The organism is Pseudomonas azotoformans (genome assembly GCF_001579805.1).
Classification (GTDB): Bacteria; Pseudomonadota; Gammaproteobacteria; order Pseudomonadales; family Pseudomonadaceae; genus Aquipseudomonas; species Aquipseudomonas azotoformans_A.
The window spans coordinates 3,598,090-3,624,896 of the sequence record NZ_CP014546.1 but is presented as its reverse complement, the minus strand read 5'-3'; the positions used below and the strand labels follow the sequence as shown (position 1 = coordinate 3,624,896).

Here is a 26,807-nt window from a genome sequence, read left to right as displayed (position 1 = left end):
CCGTAGTCATTGTCCTGGCCCGGCCAGGGTACTGCTGTAGTTGGGGAAGTTCAGGTGAGTGTGCGAAGTGCTCGCGCCGACCACCAACTCATGCTCACGTCCACCCAGCTGGAAGGGGCCATTGGCGTATACATCCAGGGTGTCCTGGGTCTGGTAGCTGTCGAGACGGTAGATGAACGCCTTGGCGCCCTGGCCGGTGATCGGGTCCGGGTAGCTGCCACTGGCGGAAGCGCCCTGCCCTTTGCGATAGGAATACTGATGGCTGTAGGCAGTCTTCAGGCTCCAGTCGTTTTCCAGTTTATGGTCCAGCATGGTGGTGAAGGTGTAGCTGGTGTTGTCCATGTAGCTGGAACGTGTCGCCGGGTTGAAGGAGCGCGAGAAATCGGTCTGGCGGCCATTGTTGTAGAACAACGGAATATGGCCGTAGCTGGTGCCATTGGCATCGTTGTTCTGGTAATCCAGGCTGGTGCGCAGGGTCGTGGAGTCATTCAGGTCGATATCCAGCGCGCCATACATCACACGCTTCTCTTGCTTGTACCAGTCCACGAAGGATTTCTGTTTCTGGTACGCCGCGACAAAACGTCCGCGCACATTACCGGTCTCGGTCAATGGGCCGGACACGTCGACTTCGGAGCGATAGCGATCCCAGGCGCCTGCTTCTCCCGCGATGTGCGCCTGGAAGTCTTTGGTCGGGCGCTTTCGCACCAGGTTGATGGTGGCCGACGGCGTGCCTGCACCGCTCATCAGGCCGGTGGCACCACGCACGACCTCGACGCGGTCGTAGATGACCATGTCGGAAAGCGGGCCGATGTACTGCTGGGATTCGTTGGCGACTTGGGACGGAATACCGTCGTACTGGAAGTTCTGGATCTCGAACCCACGGGAGTAAAAGGAGTAGCGCTCGCTGTCTCGATGGTTGCTGCTGACGCCGGGTGTGAAGCTCAGCACTTCGCTGAGGGTCGACAGGTGTTGATCGTCCATCAGTTGGCGGGTGACCACACTGACCGACTGCGGGGTTTCACGCAGGGACAGCGGCAGTTTCGTCGCCGTGCTGGCCGCACCCGTGGTGTAGGAACCGCTGTTTTCGGTAGTCAGCCCCAGCCCTTCAGCGTTGATGCTGGTGGCGCCAAGGCTCAGGGTGCCCGTGCTGGCTTGGGGCGCCAGGCCATAACTGCCGTCGTTATTGACGGACAGCGCCAGGTTGCTGCCCGCCAACAGTCGGGCAAAGCCTTGTTCGATGCTGTAAGTACCTTGCAGACCGGCACTTTGCTTGCCGGCGGTCAGGCCCGAATCGAAGGACAACACCACGCCGGCATCACTGGCAAATCGGCTCAATACCGAGCCCAGCGGGCCAGGGGCAATGGCGAAAGCCTGCTGTTGGCTGGCAGCCATTGCGCTGGAACCTGTCACAAACAGCGGGGCCAGCAGCCCGGTTTGCACCATCAACGACACGCCAAACAGCGCGACCTGCAAAGGCTTTTTGCGAAATGACCGAAGCGGCTGAGTGGCGACTGAGGTTTGCCCTGCGCGCATGTTGACTCCTGATGGTTTAAAGCGAATGAAGGGGTTTGCAGGAGGAGTCGAACGAGGTGCGGCCAATCGACAACAGTTGTTGATAATTATTTTCAGCCGCGCGGGACGACGGTCGTCCAATAACGGGTGCGTGCACTGAGACGCACCGGCAGCGCGTGAGTCAGGGCGTTGAGGGCAAGGTCGATATCGTCCAGTGAATAAGCCCCCGAGACTGTCAGATGGCCGACTTCAGACGCGCATCCCAGGTAACCCGACCGGTAGCGCGACAATTCGGCCAGCAGGCGATCCAGGCGCCAGTTGTCGACGATCAGCCGACCCTGCGCCCATTCGCCTTCGCCAGGTTCATTGGCCCGAAGGGAGAGCATGCGCCGGGTATCGAACGTGACAGTCTGGCCGGCGGTGATCACGGTTTCCGCCGGTTCGATGACCTGACGGACCGCCACCGCGTGTTGCAATACGCTCATGCCGGTGAAGTCATCGAACTGGCGAACGGTAAAACGCGTGCCCAACGCGCGCATTTCACCTTGGGCGCTGCGTACTCGCAAAGGGCGTGGGTCGGGGGCGGTTTCCACGAGGATTTCGCCGGCACGCAAAATCAGCAAGCGTTGCTCGGCGGTGTAGTGGATGTCCACGGCGCTGGCGGTGTTGAGGGACAGCCGCGTGCCATCGTCCAGGCGCAGGCTGTGGCGCTCGCCGGTGGTGGTGCGTTGATCAGCCATCCACAGCGGCGCCTGTCGATAGCCAGACCAACCGATGGCGCTCACGCCGGCACCGATCACCACACTCTTGAGCAGTGCGCGGCGGCCAAATCGCCGGGATTGGTCGGCAGCGACGTCCAGCACATTGACGGCCATCGTGCCGGGCAGACTCTGGAGTTGGCTTTGCAGGAGTTCCACGCGCTGCCACGCCCATTGGTTCAGCGGGTTTTCATCTCGCCAGGCAAGCCAAGCCGCGTGCAACTCAGGGTCGCCCGGGTCGGCTGCCAGGCGTGCGACCCAGTGGGCCGCCCCGCTGAGGGCTTGGCGCTGCGCGTCACGGGTCACCGTCAATGCTCCAGGGCGAAGATCAGACAATGCTCGGTGGCTTTGGCGATGTATTTGGTCACCGAACTTACCGAGACCTGTAGCTGTTCAGCAATGTCCTTGTAAGGCATGCCCTGCAACTGCGAAAGCAGGAAGGCACGTTTGGCCTTGCGCCCCAAACCATTGAGCATGGCATCCAGACGCTGCAGGGTTTCGATGACCAACAGCCGCTCCTCCGGCGAGATGGCATAGGCCTGCGGCTGCTCGGCCATGGCTTGGAGATAAGCCTGCTCCAGGGCTTTGCGGCGAAAGCTGTCGATCATGACGCGCTTGGCAATTGTCACCAGGAAATGCCGTGGTTCCTTCAACTCAGCGGCCACCGGCTGCGTGCGTTCGGCCAGCAATAAACGAATGAAGGTGTCTTGAGCCAGGTCAGCCGCCTGATGGGAGCAACCCAGGCGCGAACGCAGCCAGCTGACCAACCAGCGGTGGTGGTCACCATAGAGTTGGCCAATGGGTTCGTGGGAAAAATGAGGCCCAGCAGACAAAGGCATAATGATATTGCGCACGAATGAGAACGCTTCGCAATTTAGAGCAATGTAGGAATAAGGGCAATGGCTTGTATGACTGTGATGCGCAGCGTGTCGGCGAAAGGTAAATTGTTCCCCTCCCCCTGAGGTGATCACGATGACTCAACAGCTCCATGGAAGTTGCTTCTGCAAGGCCGTGCACTATCAACTCGACAGCCTGGATATGCCCATCAGCCACTGCCATTGCGACAGCTGCCGCAAGGTGCACGCGGCGGCATTTGTGGCGACAGCCGGCGTGATGCGTGAGCACTTTCGCTGGACACAGGGCCAGGAGTGGCTGGCGTCCTTCGAATCGTCGCCGGGCAAACTTCGGCATTTCTGCTCGCGCTGCGGCTCACACCTGATGGCGGAGCGTGGGCATCAGCCCCACGTCATTGTACGGGTGGCGACGCTGGACGATGATCCGGGCGTCAGGCCCACCGCGCACATCTGGACGGCCCATGATGTGCCTTGGCTGGCCTACGAAGGCGTAGACCAGTGGGATGAGTGGAAGACCTGAATCAAACCTTGGGGTCGCCGGGCGCTTTGGCCGGCGTCGCATATTGCGGTTTCAGGTGGCCTTCCTGGTCGAGTAGCCAGGCGTCCATGATCTGGCGAACCACCGGACCCGCCACGCGACCGCCGGCCTCGCCGTTTTCGATCATCACCGAAATCACGATCTTCGGGTGTTCCGCTGGCGCGAAGCCGACGAACAGGGCGTTGTCGCGATGGCGCTCGAGGGTCTTCTCACGGTTGTAACGCTCGCCCTGTTTGATCGCCACCACTTGCGCCGTACCACTCTTGCCGGCAATGCGATATTGCGCGCCTTGTGCGGCAGCACGTGCAATGCCGCGTGGGTCGTGCATCACCAACTGCATGCCGTGATTGACCTGTTCCCAATCACGTGGATCCTTGAGGACCACGTTGGGCATCGGGTTTTCATCCACCGGCGGCACGCCGTTGATGGTCTTGGCCAGGTGCGGTCGGTTCCACACGCCTTTGTTGGCAATCAGTGCGGTGGCCTGGGCCAGTTGCAGTGGCGTGACCTGCATGTAGCCCTGACCAATGCCGAGGATCACGGTTTCGCCCGGGAACCAGGGTTGCCGGCGCGTGGCGCGCTTCCAGGCCTGGGAAGGCATCAGGCCGGCGGACTCTTCGAACATGTCCAATGAGACCTTCTGGCCCAGGCCGAACTCAGCCAGATAGTCGTGCAGGCGATCGATGCCCAGCTTGTGGGCCAGGTCGTAAAAGTAGGTGTCATTGGAGCGCATGATGGCCGCGTCCATGTCTACCCAGCCGTCACCGCTGTGGTTCCAGTTGCGGTATTTATGGTCAAAGTCCGGCAATTGGTAGTAGCCAGGATCGAACACGCGGGTTTGTGCAGTGACAACGCCACTGTCCAGGCCGGCGATGGCGACTTCCGGTTTGATCGTCGAGCCTGGCGCGTAGAGACCCCGTAGCACGCGGTTGAACAGCGGCCGGTCGATAGAATCGTGCAGTGCAGCGTATTCCTTGAAGCTGATACCGGTGACAAACAAGTTCGGATCGAAACTGGGCTTGCTGACCATGGCGAGAACTTCGCCGGTTTGCGGGTCCAGTGCAACCACCGAGCCACGGCGATCACCCAAGGCTTCTTCCGCCGCTTCCTGGAGGTGCACGTCAAGGCTCAGCACGATGTTTTTGCCGGGAATCGGGTCGGTGTGCTTGAGTACGCGCAGTACGCGGCCCTGCGCATTGGTCTCGACTTCTTCATAGCCGACGTGGCCATGCAGCTCGGATTCGTAAAAGCGCTCGATACCGGTCTTGCCGATGGACTGCGTGCCGCGGTACTCCACGGAGTCGAGAGCTTTGGATTCTTTCTCGTTGATCCGGCCTACGTAACCGATGGAGTGCGCAAAGTGAGCGCCCAACGGGTAATGGCGGACGAACTGCGGTTCTACGTCTACGCCAGGGAGGCGGAACTCGTTCACGGCCAGTAGCGCGATCTGCTCTTCGGTCAGTTCGTAGAACAAGGTCACAGGGACGAAGGGATGGCGTGCCTGCTTCAGTGCTTTGTCGAAGACCGCGCGGTCTTCGGCCGGCAGGTGCAGCAGGCTGACGATAGCGTCCAGCTCGCCCTTGAGGTCGGTGGTGCGTTCACGGGTGATTGTCAGGTTGTAGCTGGGGCGGTTGTCGGCCAGTACCACGCCGTTACGGTCGTAGATCAACCCACGCGTCGGGGTGATCGGCAACACGTGGACACGGTTGTTTTCGGAAATCGTGGAGTGGTAGTCAAACTGTACGACCTGCAGGAAGTACATGCGCCCTACCAGCGCGCAGGTGATGCCAATCACCAACAGTGCACAGGCGAGCAGGCGCTTGTTGACCAGGCGGTTCTCTTTTTCGTGATCTTTGATCGGTATCGGTTCAGGCATTTCTACAGCATCTCGTTGAAGAAGGTCGACGCCGCGTCCTGCGGATAAAAGATCAATCCCTGTGAAAATGTGCTGCACCATACCAAAAATGCGGAAACACTTTGCATCGAATTCCCGAACGGCATGCTAATGAGCCGTTTTTGAGAGGAATTGCGCTGAGGACGCTTGGTGTTTATGAGGTTGATGTATGGTGGCTGGATTTTCGACCGCCCAAAACAAAACCCCATCTGCTTTCGCAAATGGGGTTTCGGAATTTAATCTTGACGATGACCTACTCTCACATGGGGAAACCCCACACTACCATCGGCGATGCATCGTTTCACTGCTGAGTTCGGGATGGGATCAGGTGGTTCCAATGCTCTATGGTCGTCAAGAAATTCGGGTACTGAGTCGTGGCATAGGCCTCGCTTCAGCAAATTGGGTATGTGACAGCTTTCGGTGTTTTGTGAGATTCGAACTTTCGGTTCTATCGTCTTCACACACCGCAATCTGATGCTCTTTCGAGTAGTCAAATTGCTTGGGTGTTATATGGTCAAGCCTCACGGGCAATTAGTATTGGTTAGCTCAACGCCTCACAGCGCTTACACACCCAACCTATCAACGTCGTAGTCTTCGACGGCCCTTCAGGGAACTCAAGGTTCCAGTGAGATCTCATCTTGAGGCTAGTTTCCCGCTTAGATGCTTTCAGCGGTTATCTATTCCGAACATAGCTACCCGGCAATGCCACTGGCGTGACAACCGGAACACCAGAGGTTCGTCCACTCCGGTCCTCTCGTACTAGGAGCAGCCCCTCTCAAATCTCAAACGTCCACGGCAGATAGGGACCGAACTGTCTCACGACGTTCTAAACCCAGCTCGCGTACCACTTTAAATGGCGAACAGCCATACCCTTGGGACCGGCTTCAGCCCCAGGATGTGATGAGCCGACATCGAGGTGCCAAACACCGCCGTCGATATGAACTCTTGGGCGGTATCAGCCTGTTATCCCCGGAGTACCTTTTATCCGTTGAGCGATGGCCCTTCCATACAGAACCACCGGATCACTAAGACCTACTTTCGTACCTGCTCGACGTGTCTGTCTCGCAGTCAAGCGCGCTTTTGCCTTTATACTCTACGACCGATTTCCGACCGGTCTGAGCGCACCTTCGTACTCCTCCGTTACTCTTTAGGAGGAGACCGCCCCAGTCAAACTACCCACCATACACTGTCCTCGATCCGGATAACGGACCTGAGTTAGAACCTCAAAGTTGCCAGGGTGGTATTTCAAGGTTGGCTCCACGCAGACTGGCGTCCACGCTTCAAAGCCTCCCACCTATCCTACACAAGCAAATTCAAAGTCCAGTGCAAAGCTATAGTAAAGGTTCACGGGGTCTTTCCGTCTAGCCGCGGATACACTGCATCTTCACAGCGATTTCAATTTCACTGAGTCTCGGGTGGAGACAGCGCCGCCATCGTTACGCCATTCGTGCAGGTCGGAACTTACCCGACAAGGAATTTCGCTACCTTAGGACCGTTATAGTTACGGCCGCCGTTTACCGGGGCTTCGATCAAGAGCTTCGCGTTAGCTAACCCCATCAATTAACCTTCCGGCACCGGGCAGGCGTCACACCCTATACGTCCACTTTCGTGTTTGCAGAGTGCTGTGTTTTTAATAAACAGTCGCAGCGGCCTGGTATCTTCGACCGGCATGAGCTTACGGAGCAAGTCCTTCACCCTCACCGGCGCACCTTCTCCCGAAGTTACGGTGCCATTTTGCCTAGTTCCTTCACCCGAGTTCTCTCAAGCGCCTTGGTATTCTCTACCCAACCACCTGTGTCGGTTTGGGGTACGGTTCCTGGTTACCTGAAGCTTAGAAGCTTTTCTTGGAAGCATGGCATCAACCACTTCGCTAACTAAAAGTTAGCTCGTCATCAGCTCTCGGCCTTAGAATCCCGGATTTACCTAAGATTCCAGCCTACCACCTTAAACTTGGACAACCAACGCCAAGCTGGCCTAGCCTTCTCCGTCCCTCCATCGCAATAACCAGAAGTACAGGAATATTAACCTGTTTTCCATCGACTACGCTTTTCAGCCTCGCCTTAGGGACCGACTAACCCTGCGTCGATTAACGTTGCGCAGGAAACCTTGGTCTTTCGGCGTGGGTGTTTTTCACACCCATTGTCGTTACTCATGTCAGCATTCGCACTTCTGATACCTCCAGCAAGCTTCTCAACTCACCTTCACAGGCTTACAGAACGCTCCTCTACCGCATCACTTACGTGATACCCGTAGCTTCGGTGTATGGTTTGAGCCCCGTTACATCTTCCGCGCAGGCCGACTCGACTAGTGAGCTATTACGCTTTCTTTAAAGGGTGGCTGCTTCTAAGCCAACCTCCTAGCTGTCTAAGCCTTCCCACATCGTTTCCCACTTAACCATAACTTTGGGACCTTAGCTGACGGTCTGGGTTGTTTCCCTTTTCACGACGGACGTTAGCACCCGCCGTGTGTCTCCCATGCTCGGCACTTGTAGGTATTCGGAGTTTGCATCGGTTTGGTAAGTCGGGATGACCCCCTAGCCGAAACAGTGCTCTACCCCCTACAGTGATACATGAGGCGCTACCTAAATAGCTTTCGAGGAGAACCAGCTATCTCCGAGCTTGATTAGCCTTTCACTCCGATCCACAGGTCATCCGCTAACTTTTCAACGGTAGTCGGTTCGGTCCTCCAGTTAGTGTTACCCAACCTTCAACCTGCCCATGGATAGATCGCCCGGTTTCGGGTCTATTCCCAGCGACTAGACGCCCTATTAAGACTCGCTTTCGCTACGCCTCCCCTATTCGGTTAAGCTCGCCACTGAAAATAAGTCGCTGACCCATTATACAAAAGGTACGCAGTCACCCAACAAAGTGGGCTCCCACTGCTTGTACGCATACGGTTTCAGGATCTATTTCACTCCCCTCTCCGGGGTTCTTTTCGCCTTTCCCTCACGGTACTAGTTCACTATCGGTCAGTCAGTAGTATTTAGCCTTGGAGGATGGTCCCCCCATATTCAGACAAAGTTTCTCGTGCTCCGTCCTACTCGATTTCATGACTAAGAGATTTTCGCGTACAGGGCTATCACCCACTATGGCCGCACTTTCCAGAGCGTTCCGCTAATCTCAAAGCCACTTAAGGGCTAGTCCCCGTTCGCTCGCCACTACTAAGGGAATCTCGGTTGATTTCTTTTCCTCAGGGTACTTAGATGTTTCAGTTCCCCTGGTTCGCCTCTTACGCCTATGTATTCAGCGTAAGATAACCATCTTATGATGGCTGGGTTCCCCCATTCAGACATCTCCGGATCAAAGTCTGTTTGCCGACTCCCCGAAGCTTTTCGCAGGCTACCACGTCTTTCATCGCCTCTGACTGCCAAGGCATCCACCGTATGCGCTTCTTCACTTGACCATATAACCCCAAGCAATCTGGTTATACTGTGAAGACAACATTCGCCGAAAATTCGATAATACTCAAAACTGAGTAACTCACAAATTTTACCTTAGCCTGATCCGTTACCAGTGAAAGTAACGTTCAGTCTATCTTTCTATCACATACCCAAATTTTTAAAGAACGATCTAATCAAAGACTAGAAATCAACATTCACCATCATTTTGATGGAATGCTCATTTCTAAGCTTTCAAACTTCAGAAGCAGTAGTGGTGGAGCCAAACGGGATCGAACCGTTGACCTCCTGCGTGCAAGGCAGGCGCTCTCCCAGCTGAGCTATGGCCCCGTATTTCTACAGGCGTTTCCCACACAAAATTGGTGGGTCTGGGCAGATTCGAACTGCCGACCTCACCCTTATCAGGGGTGCGCTCTAACCAACTGAGCTACAGACCCAATTTCGGGCTGCTTCTTTATCGTCTTCTTCAATGAATCAAGCAATTCGTGTGGGAACTTATGGAGCAGCTGATGTCGTCGATTAAGGAGGTGATCCAGCCGCAGGTTCCCCTACGGCTACCTTGTTACGACTTCACCCCAGTCATGAATCACACCGTGGTAACCGTCCTCCCGAAGGTTAGACTAGCTACTTCTGGTGCAACCCACTCCCATGGTGTGACGGGCGGTGTGTACAAGGCCCGGGAACGTATTCACCGCGACATTCTGATTCGCGATTACTAGCGATTCCGACTTCACGCAGTCGAGTTGCAGACTGCGATCCGGACTACGATCGGTTTTATGGGATTAGCTCCACCTCGCGGCTTGGCAACCCTCTGTACCGACCATTGTAGCACGTGTGTAGCCCAGGCCGTAAGGGCCATGATGACTTGACGTCATCCCCACCTTCCTCCGGTTTGTCACCGGCAGTCTCCTTAGAGTGCCCACCATTACGTGCTGGTAACTAAGGACAAGGGTTGCGCTCGTTACGGGACTTAACCCAACATCTCACGACACGAGCTGACGACAGCCATGCAGCACCTGTCTCAATGTTCCCGAAGGCACCAATCTATCTCTAGAAAGTTCATTGGATGTCAAGGCCTGGTAAGGTTCTTCGCGTTGCTTCGAATTAAACCACATGCTCCACCGCTTGTGCGGGCCCCCGTCAATTCATTTGAGTTTTAACCTTGCGGCCGTACTCCCCAGGCGGTCAACTTAATGCGTTAGCTGCGCCACTAAAAGCTCAAGGCTTCCAACGGCTAGTTGACATCGTTTACGGCGTGGACTACCAGGGTATCTAATCCTGTTTGCTCCCCACGCTTTCGCACCTCAGTGTCAGTATTAGTCCAGGTGGTCGCCTTCGCCACTGGTGTTCCTTCCTATATCTACGCATTTCACCGCTACACAGGAAATTCCACCACCCTCTACCATACTCTAGTCAGTCAGTTTTGAATGCAGTTCCCAGGTTGAGCCCGGGGATTTCACATCCAACTTAACAAACCACCTACGCGCGCTTTACGCCCAGTAATTCCGATTAACGCTTGCACCCTCTGTATTACCGCGGCTGCTGGCACAGAGTTAGCCGGTGCTTATTCTGTCGGTAACGTCAAAATTGCAGAGTATTAATCTACAACCCTTCCTCCCAACTTAAAGTGCTTTACAATCCGAAGACCTTCTTCACACACGCGGCATGGCTGGATCAGGCTTTCGCCCATTGTCCAATATTCCCCACTGCTGCCTCCCGTAGGAGTCTGGACCGTGTCTCAGTTCCAGTGTGACTGATCATCCTCTCAGACCAGTTACGGATCGTCGCCTTGGTGAGCCATTACCTCACCAACTAGCTAATCCGACCTAGGCTCATCTGATAGCGCAAGGCCCGAAGGTCCCCTGCTTTCTCCCGTAGGACGTATGCGGTATTAGCGTCCGTTTCCGAACGTTATCCCCCACCACCAGGCAGATTCCTAGGCATTACTCACCCGTCCGCCGCTCTCAAGAGAAGCAAGCTTCTCTCTACCGCTCGACTTGCATGTGTTAGGCCTGCCGCCAGCGTTCAATCTGAGCCATGATCAAACTCTTCAGTTCAAACATCTTTGGGTTTTTAAGAAACCCTAAACTTGGCTCAGCAATCGTTGGTTACATCTTTGATTTCTCGCGGAGTAACTTGTGATGCTGATAATCTTGTTGACTATCAGTCTGACTCCACAAGCACCCACACGAATTGCTTGATTCAGTTGTTAAAGAGCGGCTGGTTAAGATCTTTCGTCTCAACCGAGGCGCGCATTCTACAGCAGCCTCATTTGCTGTCAAGTGATTATTTTCAGAAGCTTTCGAAGATTTCTTCAACAACTTCAACCACTTGCGCTTCCGATCTCTCGTCAGCGGGAGGCGAATTCTACAGCGTTACACACTGCTGTCAACACCTCTTTTTCAACTTCCTTTTGGCTTCGATGAACTGAAGCAACCTGCTGCCGAAACCTACATAACTCATTGTTTACCAAGGAGTTTTCCGTTTCGACTGCGCCGGAAGTGGGGCGAATTATAGACGTATGAAATCTGCCGTCAACCCTTGATTTGGTTTTTCTATCAAAGAAGCTGAAAACCTCAAGATTCGTCCGTTATAAGCCCTTACCAAGGATAATTGAGCAATATATTGCTCAACCTCGAACAGTTAAGCATCATAGCGCCCACGCATCTCTTAATATGACTTCGGACGAACACTCCCAAATGACCACCTCCCCCCGCAGCCTGGCCTCGACATTGTTCCCAGTCGGCTTGCTGCTGATTGCCATGGCCTCCATCCAGTCCGGCGCCTCGCTGGCCAAGAGCATGTTTCCTATCGTCGGCGCACAAGGCACCACGGCACTGCGCCTGATTTTTGCCAGCGTGATCATGCTGCTTCTATTACGTCCATGGCGTGCTAAGTTGACGGCCAAATCCCTGCGCACCGTCATCGTTTATGGGATGGCCCTGGGCGGCATGAACTTCCTCTTCTATATGTCCTTGCGCAGCGTACCTCTGGGGATCGCGGTGGCCCTGGAGTTCACCGGCCCGCTTGCCGTGGCTATCTATGCCTCTCGGCGCGCGGTCGATTTCCTGTGGATTGCCCTGGCAATCATCGGCTTGCTCCTACTTATCCCAATGGGAGAAGCGAGCAGCGGTATCGATCTACTGGGTGCGGGCTACGCCTTGGGTGCCGGGGTCTGCTGGGCGCTCTACATTCTGTATGGCCAGAAAGCCGGTAATGACAACGGCGTGCAGACCGCCGCCCTCGGCGTAATGATCGCCGCCTTGTTTGTTGCCCCTATCGGCATCGTGCATGCGGGCAGCGCATTGCTGACGCCCGCCCTGATCCCGGTCGCCATCGGTGTCGCCATTCTGTCCACCGCCCTGCCCTACACCCTGGAAATGGTCGCACTGACACGCCTCCCCGCCCGTACCTTCGGCACGCTGATGAGCATCGAACCGGCTTTCGGTGCCCTCTCCGGCCTGCTGTTCCTGCACGAACACCTGTCACTCGCGCAATGGCTGGCAATCACGTGCATCATCCTGGCCTCCGTAGGCGCTACCGTGACAATGCGCAGCGAGTCAAAGCCGCTGGTTCCAGCGGATTGAAGGCTGTTTGAATGTAGCTCTGGCATTTGGCGCTCATTTAGGCCATGTTTAAGCCGTAAACGAATGTCATTCATGGAGAATTTCGACAAGGACAGCGCGAACGCTACACCCGAGAGCGAGTAGAGCCAGCCTCTAGCATTGCGAGGCGGCTATTAAGGATAGGAATGAAGCGAATTTTGATACTGTTAATGGTCATGGCGATTGCCGGTTGTGCCGCGACCACCAAAACAGAAGTGAAACGTGGCAAAAAAGGGCTGCATATCAACTGTTCCGGCCTGTCTTCTTCCTGGGACCAGTGCTACACCAGTGCAACGAACTCTTGCGGCGCCAAGGGCTATCGGGTTATCGCAAAGTCCGGTGACAATTCCGAGGAACCTGGGGACTACCCCTTCGGCCTCAACCCTGCCGGCTACACCAGTCGAAGCATGATCGTCATCTGCAAGTAATCGCTCGAGCAGTCATCCCCTGACTGCTCTCATTAAATTCCAGCGATAAAACCAGCCCTTTGCGGCGCTGCGACTAGACTCCTGCTCGACCATTGAGCCAAGGGAGTTCCCATGACGCACAACAAGAAAATCGTATTGGTAGTGGGTGCCGGTGATGCAACGGGCGGCGCCATTGCCAAGCGCTTTGCCCGCGAAGGCTACGTGGCGTGTGTCACCCGCCGCAGCGCCGATAAATTGCAGCCGCTGGTAGACAGCATCCACGCGGCAGGCGGTGAAGCCCATGGCTTTGCCTGCGATGCACGTAAAGAAGAAGACGTCATTGCGCTGATCGAGCAGATCGAAACCGAGCTGGGTCCGATTGAAGCCTTCGTGTTCAACATCGGCGCCAACGTGCCGTGCAGCATCCTGGAAGAAACCGCGCGCAAGTATTTCAAGATCTGGGAGATGGCTTGCTTCTCCGGCTTCCTGAATGCCCGCGAAGTCGCTAAACGCATGGTCACGCGCAATCGAGGCACCATTTTGTTCACGGGTGCCACCGCAGGATTGCGCGGCGCTGCAGGGTTTGCCGCCTTCGCCGGCGCCAAACACGGTATCCGGGCGCTCGCGCAAAGCATGGCCAGGGAACTCGGGCCCAGAAACATCCACGTTGCCCATGTGGTGGTCGACGGCGCCATCGACACCGACTTCATTCGCGACAATTTCCCGCAGAAATACGCGCTCAAGGACCATGACGGCATCCTCAACCCCGAGCATATCGCCGATAACTATTGGTACCTGCACAGCCAGCCACGCGACGCCTGGACGTTCGAACTGGACCTGCGCCCCTGGAATGAACCCTGGTAAGCACGCCCCACAATAATAAGCAGCGAGCATCGACCATGAGTAAAACCCTGGAGTTCTTCTTTGACCTCGGCAGCCCCGCCACCTACCTGGCCTACACCCAGCTCCCCGCACTGTGCGCCTCAACCGGTACGCAGCTGATTTATAAGCCCATGCTGTTGGGCGGCGTGTTCAAGGCCACGGGCAACGCCTCTCCCATCACCGTGCCCGCCAAAGGTCGCTACATGTTCGATGACCTGGCGCGCTATGCACGTCGCTACAACGTACCGCTCACGTTCAACCCGCACTTTCCCATCAATACCCTGCTGTTGATGCGGGCCGTCACCGGCATTCAATTGCGCCAACCCCAGCGCTTCGATGACTTTGTGGATTGCCTGTTCCGCGCCCTCTGGGTTGATGGCCGTCATTTGGGAGACACCACTGTTGTTGCTGCCGTGCTGACCGAACACGGTTTTAGTCCCGAAGAGGTTCTGACCCTGGCCAACGACGAAGCGGTAAAGACCGCCCTCAAGGACAACACCGATCAAGCCGTTCAACGGGGCGTGTTCGGTGCGCCCAGCCTGTTTGTAGGCAACCAGCTGTTCTTTGGTCAGGACCGTCTGGATTTTGTGCGCGAAGCCCTGAGTTAGATCTCGATCGCCAAGCGCCCTTGCGCGCCGCTTGCGAGCAGATCGTAGGCGGCGTTCGCACTGTGCAAATCGAATGAACGCCCATCCATGGTCGGCTTGAGTTTACCTGCATCAATCAACCGCGCCGCCTCGGCTAGAATCTGCCCGTGGTGCTCACGCCCCTTGCCGGTCAGCAACGGCAATAAGGTAAACACGCCCGAGTAGGTTGCCCCACGAAACGACAGCGGTGCCAGGCTGTGTTGCCCCCAACCCAGGCAACTCACTACATGACCTTGATAGGTCTTGGCGGCTCGAAAGGATGCATCCAGCGTTTCGCCGCCGACGGTGTCATACACAATGTCGAAGCCTTCGCCCGCAGTGTACTGCGCGACGTACTCCTCGACCGCCTGCAGCTTATAGTCGATAAACGTCGCGCCCAGCGCCTCGATCACCGCACTATGCTTGGCGGATCCCGTGGCGTATACCTGCGCTCCGTGGGCAATCGCCAGTTGTACTGCGACATGCCCTACACCGCCCGCGCCGCCTTGGATCAGTACTTTGTGCCCGGAGCCTACATGCGCCCGGTCCACCAAGCCTTCCCACGCGGTGATCAGCACCAGCGGCAACACCGCTGCTTCACACATGCTCAAGGCCTCGGGCTTCTTCGCCAGCAAACGGGCATCGACGGCTGCGTATTCGGCCAACGAGCCCTGTGCGCCTCCGATGCCGGTCGCCAACCCATAGACCTTATCGCCTACGTGCCAATCACTGACCTCTGGGCCGACGGCTTCCACGGTGCCTGCCAGGTCCATGCCGAGCACCGCCGGTAATGGCTGCCGGGCATGGGCAGCCTGGCCGGCGCGGATTTTCCCGTCCAATGGATTAAGGCCACTGGCGCTGATTCTGACCAACACTTGGCCAGCGCCTGCTACCGGTTTAGGAATTGTCGTCAGCCGGAACGGTGCATCCACGGCATCCACAATCAAAGCATGCATATCAGTCATGTTGGCGGTCTCGCGTCATCGAAGAATGAAGTCAATGATCCGCCAGCCAATTCATGCCGATAAGACACCAAAAGACTATAGTGCTTATGCGCAAGAAGAATGAATTGGACGCCCCATGGACAAACTCAACGCAATGGCGATTTTCGTTCGCGTGATCGAACGCGGCAGCTTCTCCGCCGTCGCCCGGGAAATGCAGACCACCCAACCCACCATCAGCAAAATCCTGCGCGCCCTGGAAACCGAACTGGGCGGCAAGCTGATTGCTCGCAGTACGCGCCAACTGTCCCTGACCGACGAAGGTCAGCGGTACTACAGCCACTGTCGCGAAATCCTCGCCGCTGTGGATGCTGCCGAACACAGCTTCCAGACCGGCAAAGAGGCGATCGCCGGCTCCCTGCGCGTGGGCTCATCGGTGAGTTTCGGGCGCCTTCAGATTGCTTCACGTTTGAGCGATTTCCTGCAGAAATACCCTGACGTACAAATAGACCTGCAACTCAACGATCACCTGCAGGACATGGTCAGCGAAGGCCTGGACGTGACCCTGCGAATCGGTGAACTGCGCGACAGCGGCTTGATCGCCAGGCAGATCGGCACCACCCACCGCGTCACCCTGGCCAGCCCGGCTTACCTGGCCAACCATCGCGCACCGAAAACCCCGCAGGATCTCAGCCAGCACAACTGCCTGCTGTTCAACCTGCTCAGCAGCCAGAACCAGTGGGTTTACGAAAAGGATGGCACGCGACACAGCGTGCGCATCACCGGCAACGCCCAGAGCAACAACTCCGAAGCGGTGCGGGAGATGGTGTTGACGGGGCTCGGCATTGCGCTGTCGCCCCTGTGGTTGTTCCATGACGATTTGAAAGCCGGCCGCGTGATTGCGTTATTGCAGGACTACACCCCGCAACCACTGCCGATCCATGCGGTGTCAGCACCCAACCGCCGCCAATCGGCCCGGGTCAAGGCATTCGTCGACTATATGGCCGACGCCCTGGCCCAGGCACCCGAATTGCAGGCGATCAAATAGCCGCAGTGCGCACCTGCAACCATTCAAGTGCGGCACCGCCGAGCAATGGACTCAAACGCTCACGCACCTCGGCATGGTAAGCGTTGAACCACTCACGCTCGTCTGCCGTCAGCAGCGACGGTTCCAGACAGCGCGTGTCGATCGGGCACAGGGTCAATGTTTCGAATTTGAGGAACTCGCCGAACTCAGTCTTGCCGGCTTCGCGGTTCAGCACCAGGTTCTCGATACGCACGCCCCAGCGTCCCGGACGGTAAGTGCCCGGTTCGATGGAGGTGATCATCCCCGGCTGCATCGCCGTTTGCGGCGCAGTGGCCGCCTGATAGGCAATCACTTGCGGGCCTTCATGCACATTGAGGAAATAGCCTACGCCGTGCCCGGTACCGTGGCCGTAGTCCACGCCCTCAGCCCAGATCGGCGCGCGAGCAATGGCATCCAGCAGCGGGGACAGGATGCCTTTCGGGAAATGCGCACGGGACAAGGCAATCACGCCCTTGAGTACACGGGTGCAGTCGCGTTTCTGTTCCTCGCTCGGCGTACCGATTGGCACCATCCGCGTGATATCCGTTGTGCCGCCGAGGTACTGCCCGCCCGAATCGATCAGCAGCAGCCCGTCGCCTTCGATCACTGCGTGCTCTTCTTCAGTGGCGTGGTAGTGCGGCATCGCACCATTGGCGTTATACGCCGCGATGGTGTTGAAACTCAGCGACACATAACCGGGGCGACGGGTGCGCGCAGCGGTCAGGTGTTCGTCGATGGTCAGTTCGGTGATACGTTCGCGCCCCAGCGCACTGTCCAGCCAGGCGAAGAATTCGCACAACGCCGCGCCGTCCTGCTCCATGGCCTGGCGGATGTGTTCCGCGTCGGCCAGGCTCTTGCGCGACTTGGCCAAGGTGGTCGGGTTGAGTCCTTCGACCAGCTTGACGCCGGCATCGAGGTTTTCCAGCAAGCCCGCGGTAACGCGCGCCGGGTCGACCTGCACACTGGCGCCCGCCGGCACCGTACGCAAGGCATCCGCCACTTCGCTGTAGTCGCGCAGCGTCACGCCATCCTGTTCCAGCACCGCCCGCAACGCGGCATCGACTTTGCTCAGCGCCACGAACAACGTGGCCTGCTGTTGATTGATCAGCGCAAAGGACACAAACACCGGGTTGAACGAAACATCACCGCCGCGCAGGTTGAACAGCCAGGCGATGTCGTCCAGGGTGGCGATGAAGTGCCAGTCGGCGCCCTTCTCCTTCAGGACAGCGCGCAGCGAGGCGAGTTTCTCACCCCGGCTGACGGTGGCCTGAGGCGGCAGGTGCTGATAGATCGGCTGGTTTGGCAGTGTCGGACGGTCTTGCCAGACTTCATCCAACAGGTCGATATCAGTACGCAGTTGTGCACCGCGCTCCGCCAACTTGCCGCCCAGGGTCCGCGCCGAGGCCACGGCCATGACCGCACCGTCCACCGCGACAACGCCACCTTCCGGCGTTTGCTCGGCCAGCCACTCCAGCGGTCCGGGTTGGCCTGGCTGCAGTTTCACCAATTCGATGCCGCTGCCCTTGAGTTCCTTGGTCGCCTGTTCCCAGTAACGGCTATCGGCCCACACGCCGGCGAAATCCGCAGTGACAATCAGCGTCCCCACCGAACCATGAAACCCCGACAACCATTGCCGCCCCTGCCAGTAACCCGGCAGGTACTCGGACAAGTGCGGGTCGGCCGACGGCACCAGCAGGGCGTGAATGCCCTCGCGGCTCATCAGTTCACGGGTGTGCGCCAGGCGCTGGGGAACCGTTCCATGGGTCAAAGGCTGCGTACTCATTGTGTCTCCTGCTAACCACGAATAATTATTATGTGAATCAGACCGCCCAGAACGCCGGTGCACTGGCCAGGGCGGCCTTGATCAATTGCACCGCCTGGTCGATATCCTGCTCGGTGGTAAACCGGCCCAGGCTCAAGCGAATGGTACGGCCGGCGCTGCGTGCATCATGGCCCAACGCCAGGAGCACATGGGACGGCGCGTTACTCGCCGAATTGCAGGCCGAGGTCGCGGAAAACGCGATCCCCGCACTCAACGCAGCGGCGTTGAATTCGCCTTCGCCAAACGTGAGGCTCAGGGTATGTGGAATACGTTGTGTCGCGCTGCCATTGAGGCGCACGCCGGCCACCGATTCCAACTGGTCCAGCAAGCGCTGACGCAAGGCGACGATCACCGCCTTTTCTTCAGCAAAAGACGCCGCCGCCAAGGCAAACGCGGTGCCCATGCCGGCAATTTGATGGGTCGCCAGGGTGCCGGAGCGCAGGCCGCCTTCGTGACCACCGCCGTGGATCTGCGCCAACACCTTCTGCTGCGCCCGAGGGCCGACATACAACGCGCCAATCCCTTTGGGGCCATACAGCTTGTGGGCCGAAAATGACATCAAGTCTACTGGCCACTGCGCCAGGTCGATCGCCACTTTGCCCGCGCCCTGCGCCGCATCCACATGCAACAACGCGCCGTGTTCACGCACTCGCGCGCCGATGGCGGAGATGTCGTTGAGGGTGCCCAGTTCGTTGTTCACCAGCATCAGCGAAACCAGGAACGTGTCTTCGCGCAAGGCTTCGCTGACGGCATCGGCACTGATCAACCCATCGGCATCCGGCACCAGGTAGGTGACGGCCACGCCGGCTTCCTGCAGTTGCCGCGCGGTATCCAACGTAGCCTTGTGTTCGATCTGGCTGGTGATGATATGCCCACCCGTCACGCCTCGCGCCTGGGCCACGCCCTTGATTGCAAGGTTGTTGGATTCGGTGGCGCCGGAGGTCCAGACGATTTGCTCAGGGTTGGCACCGACCAACTCGGCTACCTGGCGACGCGCCTGCTCGACCGTGTGCCGGGCCGCCTGGCCGAACGCATGGGAACTGGACGCGGGGTTACCGAAATTGGCATTGAAGCCCAGACACTCGACCATCACCTGGATGACCCGCTCATCCACCGGGGTGGTGGCGGCGTAGTCGAAATACAGCGGACGTTTATTCATGACGTTAAAAACTCGCAGAGCAGGTTCCCGAGAGCAGCGTCTCAGGGGCACGGACCGGGACAGAGGTTGTCAGGTTTAACCGATCGCATGCCATTAAAGAAGGACCACTTTATGTAAATGTGCGTAGGAACGCTCCTGAAATTCAGCTTAACAGGCTGAAGTCGCACCATGGAAAACAAAAAGCCCGAGGTTCCTTAGGGGAATCCTCGGGCTTTTTGCCGCCAGGCGCGGGATCAACTGGGACGACCATGCAGGGTCACGCTGCGTTCGGCGTTCATTTCGCCCTGGCGATCAAAACCGAAAGGCTTCTGTGGCTGGCCGGTCAGTGCGGCGCGCTGCTGTTGATATTCATCAAACGACAAACCACGACGGCTCAACGCTTCCAGGGCCAACTGTTTGGTTTCTTCCGCCGTGTAGGGGCGCAATTCGGGTGAAGGATGGGTCGCACATCCGGCAAGGACTGAGCTGACGATCAATAAGGAAATGACGAGGAATCGGTTCATGGCGGCGGCCCTGCAAAGGAGGTTTCGAGTCAATGAACACAGGCTACTCCCGGCCCCGCACGGTGAAAAATCACCTGCCTTGATAGTCGCTATCAACCGCCAAGGCACCTGCGATAGCGGTATTCGTATATTTCTTTATGATCTATAAATATGGAAATACGTTCATTTACGGAATAAATGCAACCCTCTATAACTGACGCTACATCGCGTCAGTACTGTTGCCCACGCAACTGTTGCCAGCGCAACAGCCAATCAACAAATCACCAGCCAGACAACAGCGACACTTTTCGGCAGTGAGCTTGCAACCCACGCCAATCAAGGCCTGCGCCCGTTGGTATAGCTCTTGCTCACCAGGTTGCACTCCACTGTTGAAAAAGGAACTGTTCATGACCCGTCCCCTGAATGTCGTTGCCCTCTCTGGCGGAACCTGGCGCCCGTCACGCACCCTCGTGCTGACCCAAGCAGTGCTCGCCGAACTGGCCACGTTGCTGCCGATCCAGACCACCCTGATCGAACTGGGCGAGATTGCCCGGCCGCTGGGGGGTGCACTGTCCCGTGACGAACTGCCGGCAGATGTCGAATCCCAACTGTTGGCCATCGAACAGGCCGACCTGCTGATCGTCGCCGCACCGGTCTATCGTGGCTCCTACCCCGGCCTGCTCAAGCATCTGTTCGACCTGGTCGGCCTCAACGCCTTGATCAATACGCCGGTACTGCTCGCCGCCACTGGCGGCAGCGAACGTCATGCGCTGGTGCTCGATCACCAACTGCGCCCCCTGTTCAGCTTTTTCCAGGCATTGACCTTGCCGATCGGTGTGTACGCCACCGAAGCCGACTTCACCGACTACCAAATCACCAGTGAACTACTAAAAGCCCGTATTCAACTGGCGGCAGAACGCGCTGCGCCTTTGTTTGCAGCGCACTCCTCCTCTCTGCTGAAAATCGCTTAAGGATTGGTCATGGATGTTTTCTGGTTTCTGCCAACACATGGCGACGGGCATTACCTGGGCACCACCCAAGGCGCACGGCCGGTCACCCTCAATTATCTGAAACAAGTCGCCCAAGCGGCTGACAACCTGGGTTACCACGGCGTACTGATTCCTACCGGGCGCTCGTGCGAAGACTCCTGGGTCATCGCCTCGGCGCTGGTGCCGCTGACCGAACGCCTGCGTTATCTGGTGGCGATTCGTCCGGGGATCATTTCGCCCACGGTCTCGGCACGCATGGCGGCGACCTTGGATCGCCTGTCCAACGGCCGCTTGCTGATCAACGTGGTGACCGGCGGCGACCCCGATGAAAACCGTGGCGACGGCAGCTTCCTCGACCACAGTGAACGTTACGAAGTCTCCGATGAATTCCTACAGATCTGGCGCCGTGTATTGCAGGGCGAATCGGTAGATTTTGAAGGCAAGCACCTGCGAGTGCAGAACGCCAAGGCACTGTACCCACCGGTGCAGAAGCCTTATCCACCGCTGTATTTTGGTGGTTCCTCCGACGCCGCCCACGACCTCGCCGCCGAACAGGTCGATGTGTACCTGACCTGGGGCGAACCGCCGGCCGCCGTCGCGGAAAAACTCGCGGATGTGCGTGAACGCGCCGCACGTCACGGGCGCACCGTGAAGTTCGGCATTCGCCTGCATGTGATCGTGCGTGAAACCGAAGAGGACGCCTGGAAAGCCGCCGACAAACTGATCGAACACATCAGCGACGAAACCATCGCCGCCGCGCAAAAATCCTTCTCGCGCTTCGACTCCGAAGGCCAGCGCCGCATGGCCGCCCTGCACGACGGGCGCCGCGACAACCTGGAAATCGCCCCCAACTTGTGGGCCGGCGTCGGCCTGGTGCGCGGCGGTGCCGGCACAGCACTGGTGGGCAACCCACAGCAAGTCGCCGAGCGCATCAAGGAATACGCCGATTTGGGGATCGAGAGTTTCATCTTCTCCGGCTACCCGCACCTGGAAGAGGCGTATCGCTTTGCCGAGCTGGTGTTCCCGCTGCTGCCGGAACCCTACGCCAGCCTGGCCGGGCGTGGTGTTACCAACCTCACTGGCCCGTTCGGCGAAATGATTGCCAACGATGTACTGCCAGCCAAGGCCTGATGGGCTGAGCAGCGGGAACGGCCCTGGCCGCTCCCGCCTATAAAAGAGGAAACCCCGTGACAGCCAAACCCCACAGCGTCCTGCCCTCCCCCTTGCAGACCGCCAAACTGCTGGCCGCCGAATTCGCCCTTACCGCCGTCGAGCGCGACGAGCGCGGCGGCACGCCCAAAGCCGAACGTGACGCGCTGCGCCACAGTGGCCTGCTCGCCCTGAGCATCCCCACCCAATACGGCGGCCTCGGCGCACGCTGGAGCGAAACCCTGGGCATCGTGCGCGAATTCGCCAAAGTCGACAGTTCCATCGCCCACGTCTTCGGCTTCCACCACCTGATGCTCGCCACCGTGCGCCTGTTTTCGCGCCCGGACCAATGGCAACCCTGGTTCGAACAGACCGCACGCAAAAACTGGTTTTGGGGCAATGCCCTCAACCCGCTGGACACCCGCACCGTGGTCAAGGATTTCGGCGGCTGGCGCGAGTTCTCCGGCAAAAAGAGCTTCTGCTCCGGCGCCAGCGACTCGGAAATGCTGATCGCCTCGGCAGTCGATGAAACGGCCGGCGGCAAGCTGCTGATCGCCGCAATCCCCAGCGGGCGCAGCGGCATCACTTTGCACAATGACTGGAACAATATCGGCCAGCGTCAGACCGACAGCGGCAGCGCCAGCTTCGAACGCGTGCGCGTCGAAGAGTCCGAATTGCTGCTCGATCCCGGCCCACTGAGCACGCCTTTTGCCTGCCTGCGTCCGCTGATTGCCCAGCTGACCTTCACGCATATGTTTCTCGGGATTGCCGAAGGCGCCTTCGAAGAAGCCCGCAATTACACCCTGACCGAAACCCGCGCCTGGCATAAGTCCTCGGCTGAAGACGTGCGCCAAGACCCTTACGTGCTGCATCACTACGGTGAGTTCTGGGTCGCCCTGGAAGGTATTCGCCTGCTGGTGGAACGCGCCGCCGAGCTGCTCGACCAAGCCTGGGCCAAGGGTGCGAACCTCAGTGAATCCGAGCGCGGCCAATTGGCTATCGCCATCGCCACCGCCAAAGTCGCCGCCACCCGCCAGGGCCTGGACCTGTGCAGCCGGTTGTTCGAAGTGACCGGTGCGCGCTCCACCCACGCCTCGCTGCGTCTGGACCGTCACTGGCGCAACCTGCGCACACAGACCCTGCACGATCCGGTGGACTACAAACTCCACGAACTGGGGGATTGGGCGTTGAACCAATCCCTGCCGATTCCTACGTTCTATTCCTAAGAGAGGTGCCCATGCAGCTATTGACCCTACCGCCCTCGCCCGCCCTCGCGACGTCGATCCGCGCCACGGCCCAGGTCTTCGAAGACCCGAAATCCCAGGCGCTGCTCGACCATATCCAGCAAGTGGCGCCCAGCGAAGCCAGCGTGCTGATCATCGGCGAGACCGGCACCGGTAAAGAGCTGGTGGCGCGCCATATCCATAACCTCAGCGCGCGGCGCAACCGGCCTTTCGTGGCGGTGAATTGCGGGGCGTTCTCCGAATCCCTGGTGGAAGCCGAGCTGTTCGGCCATGAAAAAGGCGCCTTTACCGGCGCCCTCAGTGCCAAGGCCGGCTGGTTTGAAGAGGCAGACGGCGGCACCTTGTTCCTCGATGAGATCGGCGATCTGCCGATGGCAATCCAAGTGAAGCTGTTGCGCGTCCTACAGGAACGTGAAGTCGTACGCCTGGGTTCGCGTAAGAGCATTCCTATTGATGTGCGCGTATTGGCCGCGACCAACGTGCAACTGGAAAAAGCCATCAACGCCGGGCATTTCCGTGAAGACCTCTACTACCGTCTTGACGTGGTCAGCCTGGAACTCAGCCCGTTGCGCGAGCGCCCAGGCGATATCCTGCCGCTGACCCGACACTTCATCGAAGCCTACAGCCAGCGTCTGGGCTACGGCCCGATCACCATCAGCCGCGAGGCCGAGCAAAAGCTCAAGAGCTACAGCTGGCCGGGCAATATCCGCGAGCTGGAGAACGTGATTCACCACACCCTGTTGATCTGCCGTAACGGCGTGATCGAACGAGACGACCTGCGCCTGTCGAATATGCGCATCGAACGCCAGGACGACAGCCCGCACGGCACCGACAACAGCGCCGAAGCCTTGCTCGCGCGCGCCTTCCAAAAGCTCTTCGAAGAACAGGCCGGCGCCCTGCATGAAAAGGTTGAAGATGCCCTGCTACGCGCCGCCTATCGTTTCAGCCATTACAACCAGGTGCACACCGCCAACCTGCTGGGCTTGAGCCGCAACGTCACGCGCACGCGCCTGATCAAGATCGGCGAGCTGGCGGTGAACAAGCGCCGCCCTGGTGAAAACGTGCAAGGCGAGCGCATGCTGCATTTATCCATTTAGGCGGCAGTGCAACGCGTTGTCATGGCTGCGCTCGAAACTGCGCAGCACCTGGAACGAGCCGAAGGTCACCGCCGTGGCCTGATGGGCGCGAATCAGCGTCCAGAAATCTTCCTCGCCATGCTCAAAGCACTGGAACGCCGCCTCGCCGTCTTCACGCGAGCGCCATTGCAGGTAGTTGAGCACCCGCCGTCCATCATCGCTGACCTGCACACTGGCATTGATAAAGCCGCCGTGGCCCTGGGCCAGGCGTTCGCTTTGGGTGGTCAAGGCCGCCACCAGGGCGACTTGCTGCTGGGGCTCGATCTGAAATTCGATCAATTGAGTGAAGCTGCGATTTTTCTCTGATACCTGCATGAACACTCCCCTTCCTCTGTAGGCAGAATCTTGCGATTCGATGCCACGCAGGGTAAAACCTCTAGTTAAGTCAAGGTCAAGCGTTGCCTGGGAGTTTTTTCATGCTCAACAAGGAACTCACGGTCGGCCAACTGGCCGCCCGCAGCGGTGTGGCGGTCACAGCCCTGCATTTCTATGAAACCAAGGGGTTGATCAAGAGCAATCGCAATGCCGGCAACCAGCGGCGTTATCCACGGGATGTGTTGCGGCGCGTGGTGGTGATCAAGATCGCCCAGCGTTTGGGCATACCACTGGCAACGATTGGCGAGGCGTTGCAGGCCTTGCCGGATGGGCGCACGCCCACGGCGCAGGATTGGGAGCGGCTGTCGGCGCTGTGGCGGGAAGACCTGGATGAGCGCATCAATAAGCTGATGTTGCTGCGAGATAAGCTCAATGGCTGTATCGGTTGCGGGTGCCTGTCGATGGAGGCGTGCCCGTTGCGGAATCAGGATGACCAGTTGGGTGAGCGTGGGCCGGGGGCTCAATTGCTTGAGCCGACGGCCATCACTGAATAAACGCGGGATCAAAAACCAGGGGCAATCTGACCTTTGTAACGGGTCAGGATGAACTGACGCACTTCATCGGAATTCAACGCCTTGGCCAGTTTCTGGATACGTGGGTCATTGATGTTATCCGGCCGCGCCACCAGGTACTCGACGTACAGCGACTTGCCCTTCTCCACGATCAACGCGCTGTTGGTATCGATCCCCGCTTCCAGCGCGTAGTTGGCAAACACAAACGCCAAATCCACCTGGCTCACCGAGCGGGCCAACAAGGCGCCTTCCAGTTCGCGGATTTTCAAATGCTTGGGGTTTTCCGCGATATCGCGCGGCGTGCTCAGGGTGTTGCTCGGGTCCTTGAGTTTGATCAGGCCCGACTCATCCAGCAGCACCAGGGCGCGGCCAGTGTTGACCGGGTCGTTGGGGATCGACACCGTGGCGCCGTCCTTGAGCTCCGAGATGTTTTTGATCTTGGTCGAGTAAGCGCCAAAGGGTTCGATATGCACGCCCACCACCGGTACCAGGTCGGTGTGACGGGTCTTGTTGTAGTCGTCGAGAAACGGGCGGTACTGGTAATAGTTGGCGTCGATGTTCTTCAACGACAGTTGTTGGTTGGGCTGGATAAAGTCGGTGAAGACTTTGATCTGCAGGTCCACGCCCTCCTTGGCCAGCACCGGTTTGACGAACTCGAGAATTTCCGCATGGGGCACAGGGGTTGCACCGACCACCAGTTTTTCATTGGCAAAGGCATTCAACGACAGGACAGCGGCCAAAATAGCCAGGGACTTTTTCATACAGGCTCCGAAAGCAGTTGTTATAGGAATCAACGGCGGCTGTAACGCGCCACCAAACGGTCACCGGTCATCTGCAGGGCCTGAACCAGCACCAACAGCAGCACCACGGTGACCACCATTACGTCGGTCTGAAAACGCTGGTAGCCGTAGCGAATCGCCAGGTCACCCAGGCCGCCGCCACCGATCACGCCGGCCATGGCGGTGTAGTCCACCAGCACAATCGCGGTCACGGTCACTGCCGCCAGCAGCCCGCCTCGGGCCTCCGGCAACAGGGTGTGACGGATCACCTGCCAGGTGCTGGCGCCCATGGATTGGGTGGCCTCGACCACGCCGCGATCCACTTCACGCAGCGCGGTTTCCACCAGCCGTGCAAAGAACGGCGTACAGCCCACCACCAGCGGCGGGATGGTGCCCGGTACGCCGAGGGAGGTGCCCACCAGCAAGGTGGTCAGCGGGATCAACACGATCAGCAGGATGATGAACGGCAGCGAACGCAACACGTTGACCACCACCGACAGCAACCGATACACCACCAGCGCCTCATGCAACTGGCGCTTGCCGGTGAGAAACAGCAACACACCCAGGGGCAGCCCCAGCAGCACGGTAAAACCCAGCGCAGCGGCGAGCATGCTCAGGGTTTCCAGGCAGGCCTGGCCGATGTCGGCCCAATAGATGTTCTTGAACAGTTCGGCCATGAA

22 protein-coding genes, 2 tRNA genes and 3 rRNA genes are annotated in these 26,807 nt (G+C 58.3%); 11 read left to right on the top strand and 16 right to left on the bottom strand.

The genetic code is table 11. From position 1 onward, the window contains the following. Positions 1-6: 6 nt before the first annotated feature. The 3 genes from AYR47_RS32980 to AYR47_RS16970 form a co-directional block, all read right to left on the bottom strand. Positions 7-1,533, bottom strand: coding sequence for a TonB-dependent siderophore receptor (locus AYR47_RS32980; RefSeq protein WP_237142473.1), 1,527 nt, complete (start codon positions 1,531-1,533; stop codon positions 7-9). 92 nt (positions 1,534-1,625) lie between these two features. Further along, a complete protein-coding gene (locus tag AYR47_RS16975; protein ID WP_033899650.1) occupies positions 1,626-2,576 on the bottom strand; it encodes a FecR domain-containing protein in 951 nt (316 codons plus the stop codon). A gap of 2 nt (positions 2,577-2,578) precedes the next feature. After that, the gene (locus tag AYR47_RS16970; RefSeq protein ID WP_061435999.1) at positions 2,579-3,109 is read right to left on the bottom strand and encodes a sigma-70 family RNA polymerase sigma factor; all 531 of its coding nucleotides are present in this window, start codon (positions 3,107-3,109) and stop codon (positions 2,579-2,581) included. 133 nt (positions 3,110-3,242) lie between these two features. Here AYR47_RS16970 and AYR47_RS16965 point away from each other — a divergent pair, with 133 nt between their 5' ends. Further along, complete coding sequence (locus AYR47_RS16965) at positions 3,243-3,644, top strand: GFA family protein (protein ID WP_033899646.1); 402 nt, start codon at positions 3,243-3,245, stop codon at positions 3,642-3,644. 1 nt (position 3,645) lies between these two features. On the opposite strand, the gene mrdA is transcribed toward AYR47_RS16965, so the two are convergent. From mrdA to AYR47_RS16930, 6 genes are all read right to left on the bottom strand, one after another. Beyond that, positions 3,646-5,538: a penicillin-binding protein 2 gene (gene mrdA / locus AYR47_RS16960; protein ID WP_016974809.1), complete on the bottom strand. Its 1,893-nt coding sequence runs from the start codon at positions 5,536-5,538 to the stop codon at positions 3,646-3,648. Positions 5,539-5,796: 258 nt separating this feature from the next. After that, positions 5,797-5,912, bottom strand: a 5S ribosomal RNA gene (gene rrf / locus AYR47_RS16950). A gap of 154 nt (positions 5,913-6,066) precedes the next feature. Then, positions 6,067-8,958: ribosomal RNA gene (locus AYR47_RS16945) — 23S ribosomal RNA — on the bottom strand. Between the two features lie 249 nt (positions 8,959-9,207). Further along, positions 9,208-9,283: transfer RNA gene (locus AYR47_RS16940), tRNA-Ala, on the bottom strand. Between the two features lie 30 nt (positions 9,284-9,313). Beyond that, positions 9,314-9,390, bottom strand: a tRNA-Ile gene (locus AYR47_RS16935). An 83-nt stretch (positions 9,391-9,473) separates the two neighbouring features. After that, positions 9,474-11,010, bottom strand: a 16S ribosomal RNA gene (locus AYR47_RS16930). The 16S, 23S and 5S rRNA genes sit together here with 2 tRNA genes alongside, the layout of an rRNA operon. 642 nt (positions 11,011-11,652) lie before the next feature. Here AYR47_RS16930 and rhtA point away from each other — a divergent pair. The 4 genes from rhtA (at position 11,653) to AYR47_RS16910 (ending at position 14,455) form a co-directional block, all read left to right on the top strand. Beyond that, on the top strand, positions 11,653-12,540 hold the full coding sequence (rhtA, locus tag AYR47_RS16925; protein WP_033900260.1) for a threonine/homoserine exporter RhtA: 888 nt from the start codon (positions 11,653-11,655) through the stop codon (positions 12,538-12,540). 164 nt (positions 12,541-12,704) lie between these two features. Beyond that, entirely contained in the window at positions 12,705-12,986 is a 282-nt protein-coding gene (locus tag AYR47_RS16920) for a hypothetical protein (protein WP_016980214.1), read from the top strand. A 111-nt stretch (positions 12,987-13,097) separates the two neighbouring features. Then, the gene (locus tag AYR47_RS16915; RefSeq protein WP_061435996.1) at positions 13,098-13,829 is read left to right on the top strand and encodes an SDR family oxidoreductase; all 732 of its coding nucleotides are present in this window, start codon (positions 13,098-13,100) and stop codon (positions 13,827-13,829) included. A gap of 35 nt (positions 13,830-13,864) precedes the next feature. Then, a complete protein-coding gene (locus AYR47_RS16910; protein WP_061435994.1) occupies positions 13,865-14,455 on the top strand; it encodes a 2-hydroxychromene-2-carboxylate isomerase in 591 nt (196 codons plus the stop codon). On the opposite strand, the gene AYR47_RS16905 is transcribed toward AYR47_RS16910, so the two are convergent. Beyond that, positions 14,452-15,438 (bottom strand): zinc-dependent alcohol dehydrogenase family protein, encoded by a 987-nt coding sequence (locus AYR47_RS16905; protein ID WP_061435989.1) that lies wholly within the window; start codon positions 15,436-15,438, stop codon positions 14,452-14,454. The two genes, AYR47_RS16910 and AYR47_RS16905, sit on opposite strands and share 4 nt — an antisense overlap. Before the next feature lie 115 nt (positions 15,439-15,553). Between AYR47_RS16905 and AYR47_RS16900 the strand changes: the two genes are divergently transcribed. Continuing rightward, positions 15,554-16,462 carry a LysR family transcriptional regulator gene (locus AYR47_RS16900; RefSeq protein WP_061435987.1) on the top strand — a complete coding sequence of 303 codons (909 nt, stop codon included), beginning with the start codon at positions 15,554-15,556 and terminating at the stop codon, positions 16,460-16,462. On the opposite strand, the gene AYR47_RS16895 is transcribed toward AYR47_RS16900, so the two are convergent. The 3 genes from AYR47_RS16895 to AYR47_RS16885 all read right to left on the bottom strand — a co-directional run bounded on the left by AYR47_RS16895 (position 16,455) and on the right by AYR47_RS16885 (position 19,964). Beyond that, complete coding sequence (locus tag AYR47_RS16895) at positions 16,455-18,263, bottom strand: aminopeptidase P family protein (protein ID WP_061435985.1); 1,809 nt, start codon at positions 18,261-18,263, stop codon at positions 16,455-16,457. The genes AYR47_RS16900 and AYR47_RS16895 overlap by 8 nt on opposite strands. Before the next feature lie 37 nt (positions 18,264-18,300). After that, a complete protein-coding gene (locus AYR47_RS16890; protein WP_033900277.1) occupies positions 18,301-19,461 on the bottom strand; it encodes a cysteine desulfurase family protein in 1,161 nt (386 codons plus the stop codon). A gap of 233 nt (positions 19,462-19,694) precedes the next feature. Beyond that, a complete protein-coding gene (locus AYR47_RS16885; RefSeq protein WP_033900279.1) occupies positions 19,695-19,964 on the bottom strand; it encodes a hypothetical protein in 270 nt (89 codons plus the stop codon). Between the two features lie 386 nt (positions 19,965-20,350). Here AYR47_RS16885 and msuE point away from each other — a divergent pair, with 386 nt between their 5' ends. Genes msuE through AYR47_RS16860 form a run of 4 tightly spaced genes read left to right on the top strand, consistent with a single transcriptional unit; the run spans position 20,351 to position 24,422 of the window. Beyond that, the gene (gene msuE / locus AYR47_RS16875) at positions 20,351-20,914 is read left to right on the top strand and encodes an FMN reductase (RefSeq protein ID WP_061435984.1); all 564 of its coding nucleotides are present in this window, start codon (positions 20,351-20,353) and stop codon (positions 20,912-20,914) included. 9 nt (positions 20,915-20,923) lie between these two features. Continuing rightward, positions 20,924-22,063 carry an FMNH2-dependent alkanesulfonate monooxygenase gene (gene ssuD / locus AYR47_RS16870; protein ID WP_033900285.1) on the top strand — a complete coding sequence of 380 codons (1,140 nt, stop codon included), beginning with the start codon at positions 20,924-20,926 and terminating at the stop codon, positions 22,061-22,063. Between the two features lie 56 nt (positions 22,064-22,119). Then, positions 22,120-23,307 (top strand): acyl-CoA dehydrogenase family protein, encoded by a 1,188-nt coding sequence (locus tag AYR47_RS16865; protein ID WP_016980225.1) that lies wholly within the window; start codon positions 22,120-22,122, stop codon positions 23,305-23,307. A gap of 11 nt (positions 23,308-23,318) precedes the next feature. After that, a complete protein-coding gene (locus tag AYR47_RS16860; protein ID WP_033900291.1) occupies positions 23,319-24,422 on the top strand; it encodes a sigma-54 interaction domain-containing protein in 1,104 nt (367 codons plus the stop codon). On the opposite strand, the gene AYR47_RS16855 is transcribed toward AYR47_RS16860, so the two are convergent. Then, positions 24,411-24,776, bottom strand: coding sequence for an antibiotic biosynthesis monooxygenase (locus AYR47_RS16855; RefSeq protein WP_026000062.1), 366 nt, complete (start codon positions 24,774-24,776; stop codon positions 24,411-24,413). The genes AYR47_RS16860 and AYR47_RS16855 overlap by 12 nt on opposite strands. A 101-nt stretch (positions 24,777-24,877) precedes the next feature. Here AYR47_RS16855 and soxR point away from each other — a divergent pair, with 101 nt between their 5' ends. After that, complete coding sequence (gene soxR, locus AYR47_RS16850; RefSeq protein WP_033900293.1) at positions 24,878-25,330, top strand: redox-sensitive transcriptional activator SoxR; 453 nt, start codon at positions 24,878-24,880, stop codon at positions 25,328-25,330. 8 nt (positions 25,331-25,338) lie between these two features. Here the strand turns inward: soxR and AYR47_RS16845 are convergent, their stop codons facing one another. After that, on the bottom strand, positions 25,339-26,109 hold the full coding sequence (locus AYR47_RS16845) for a MetQ/NlpA family ABC transporter substrate-binding protein (RefSeq protein ID WP_061435982.1): 771 nt from the start codon (positions 26,107-26,109) through the stop codon (positions 25,339-25,341). 29 nt (positions 26,110-26,138) lie between these two features. Beyond that, the gene (locus AYR47_RS16840; RefSeq protein ID WP_016980232.1) at positions 26,139-26,804 is read right to left on the bottom strand and encodes a methionine ABC transporter permease; all 666 of its coding nucleotides are present in this window, start codon (positions 26,802-26,804) and stop codon (positions 26,139-26,141) included. Positions 26,805-26,807 lie beyond the last annotated feature (3 nt).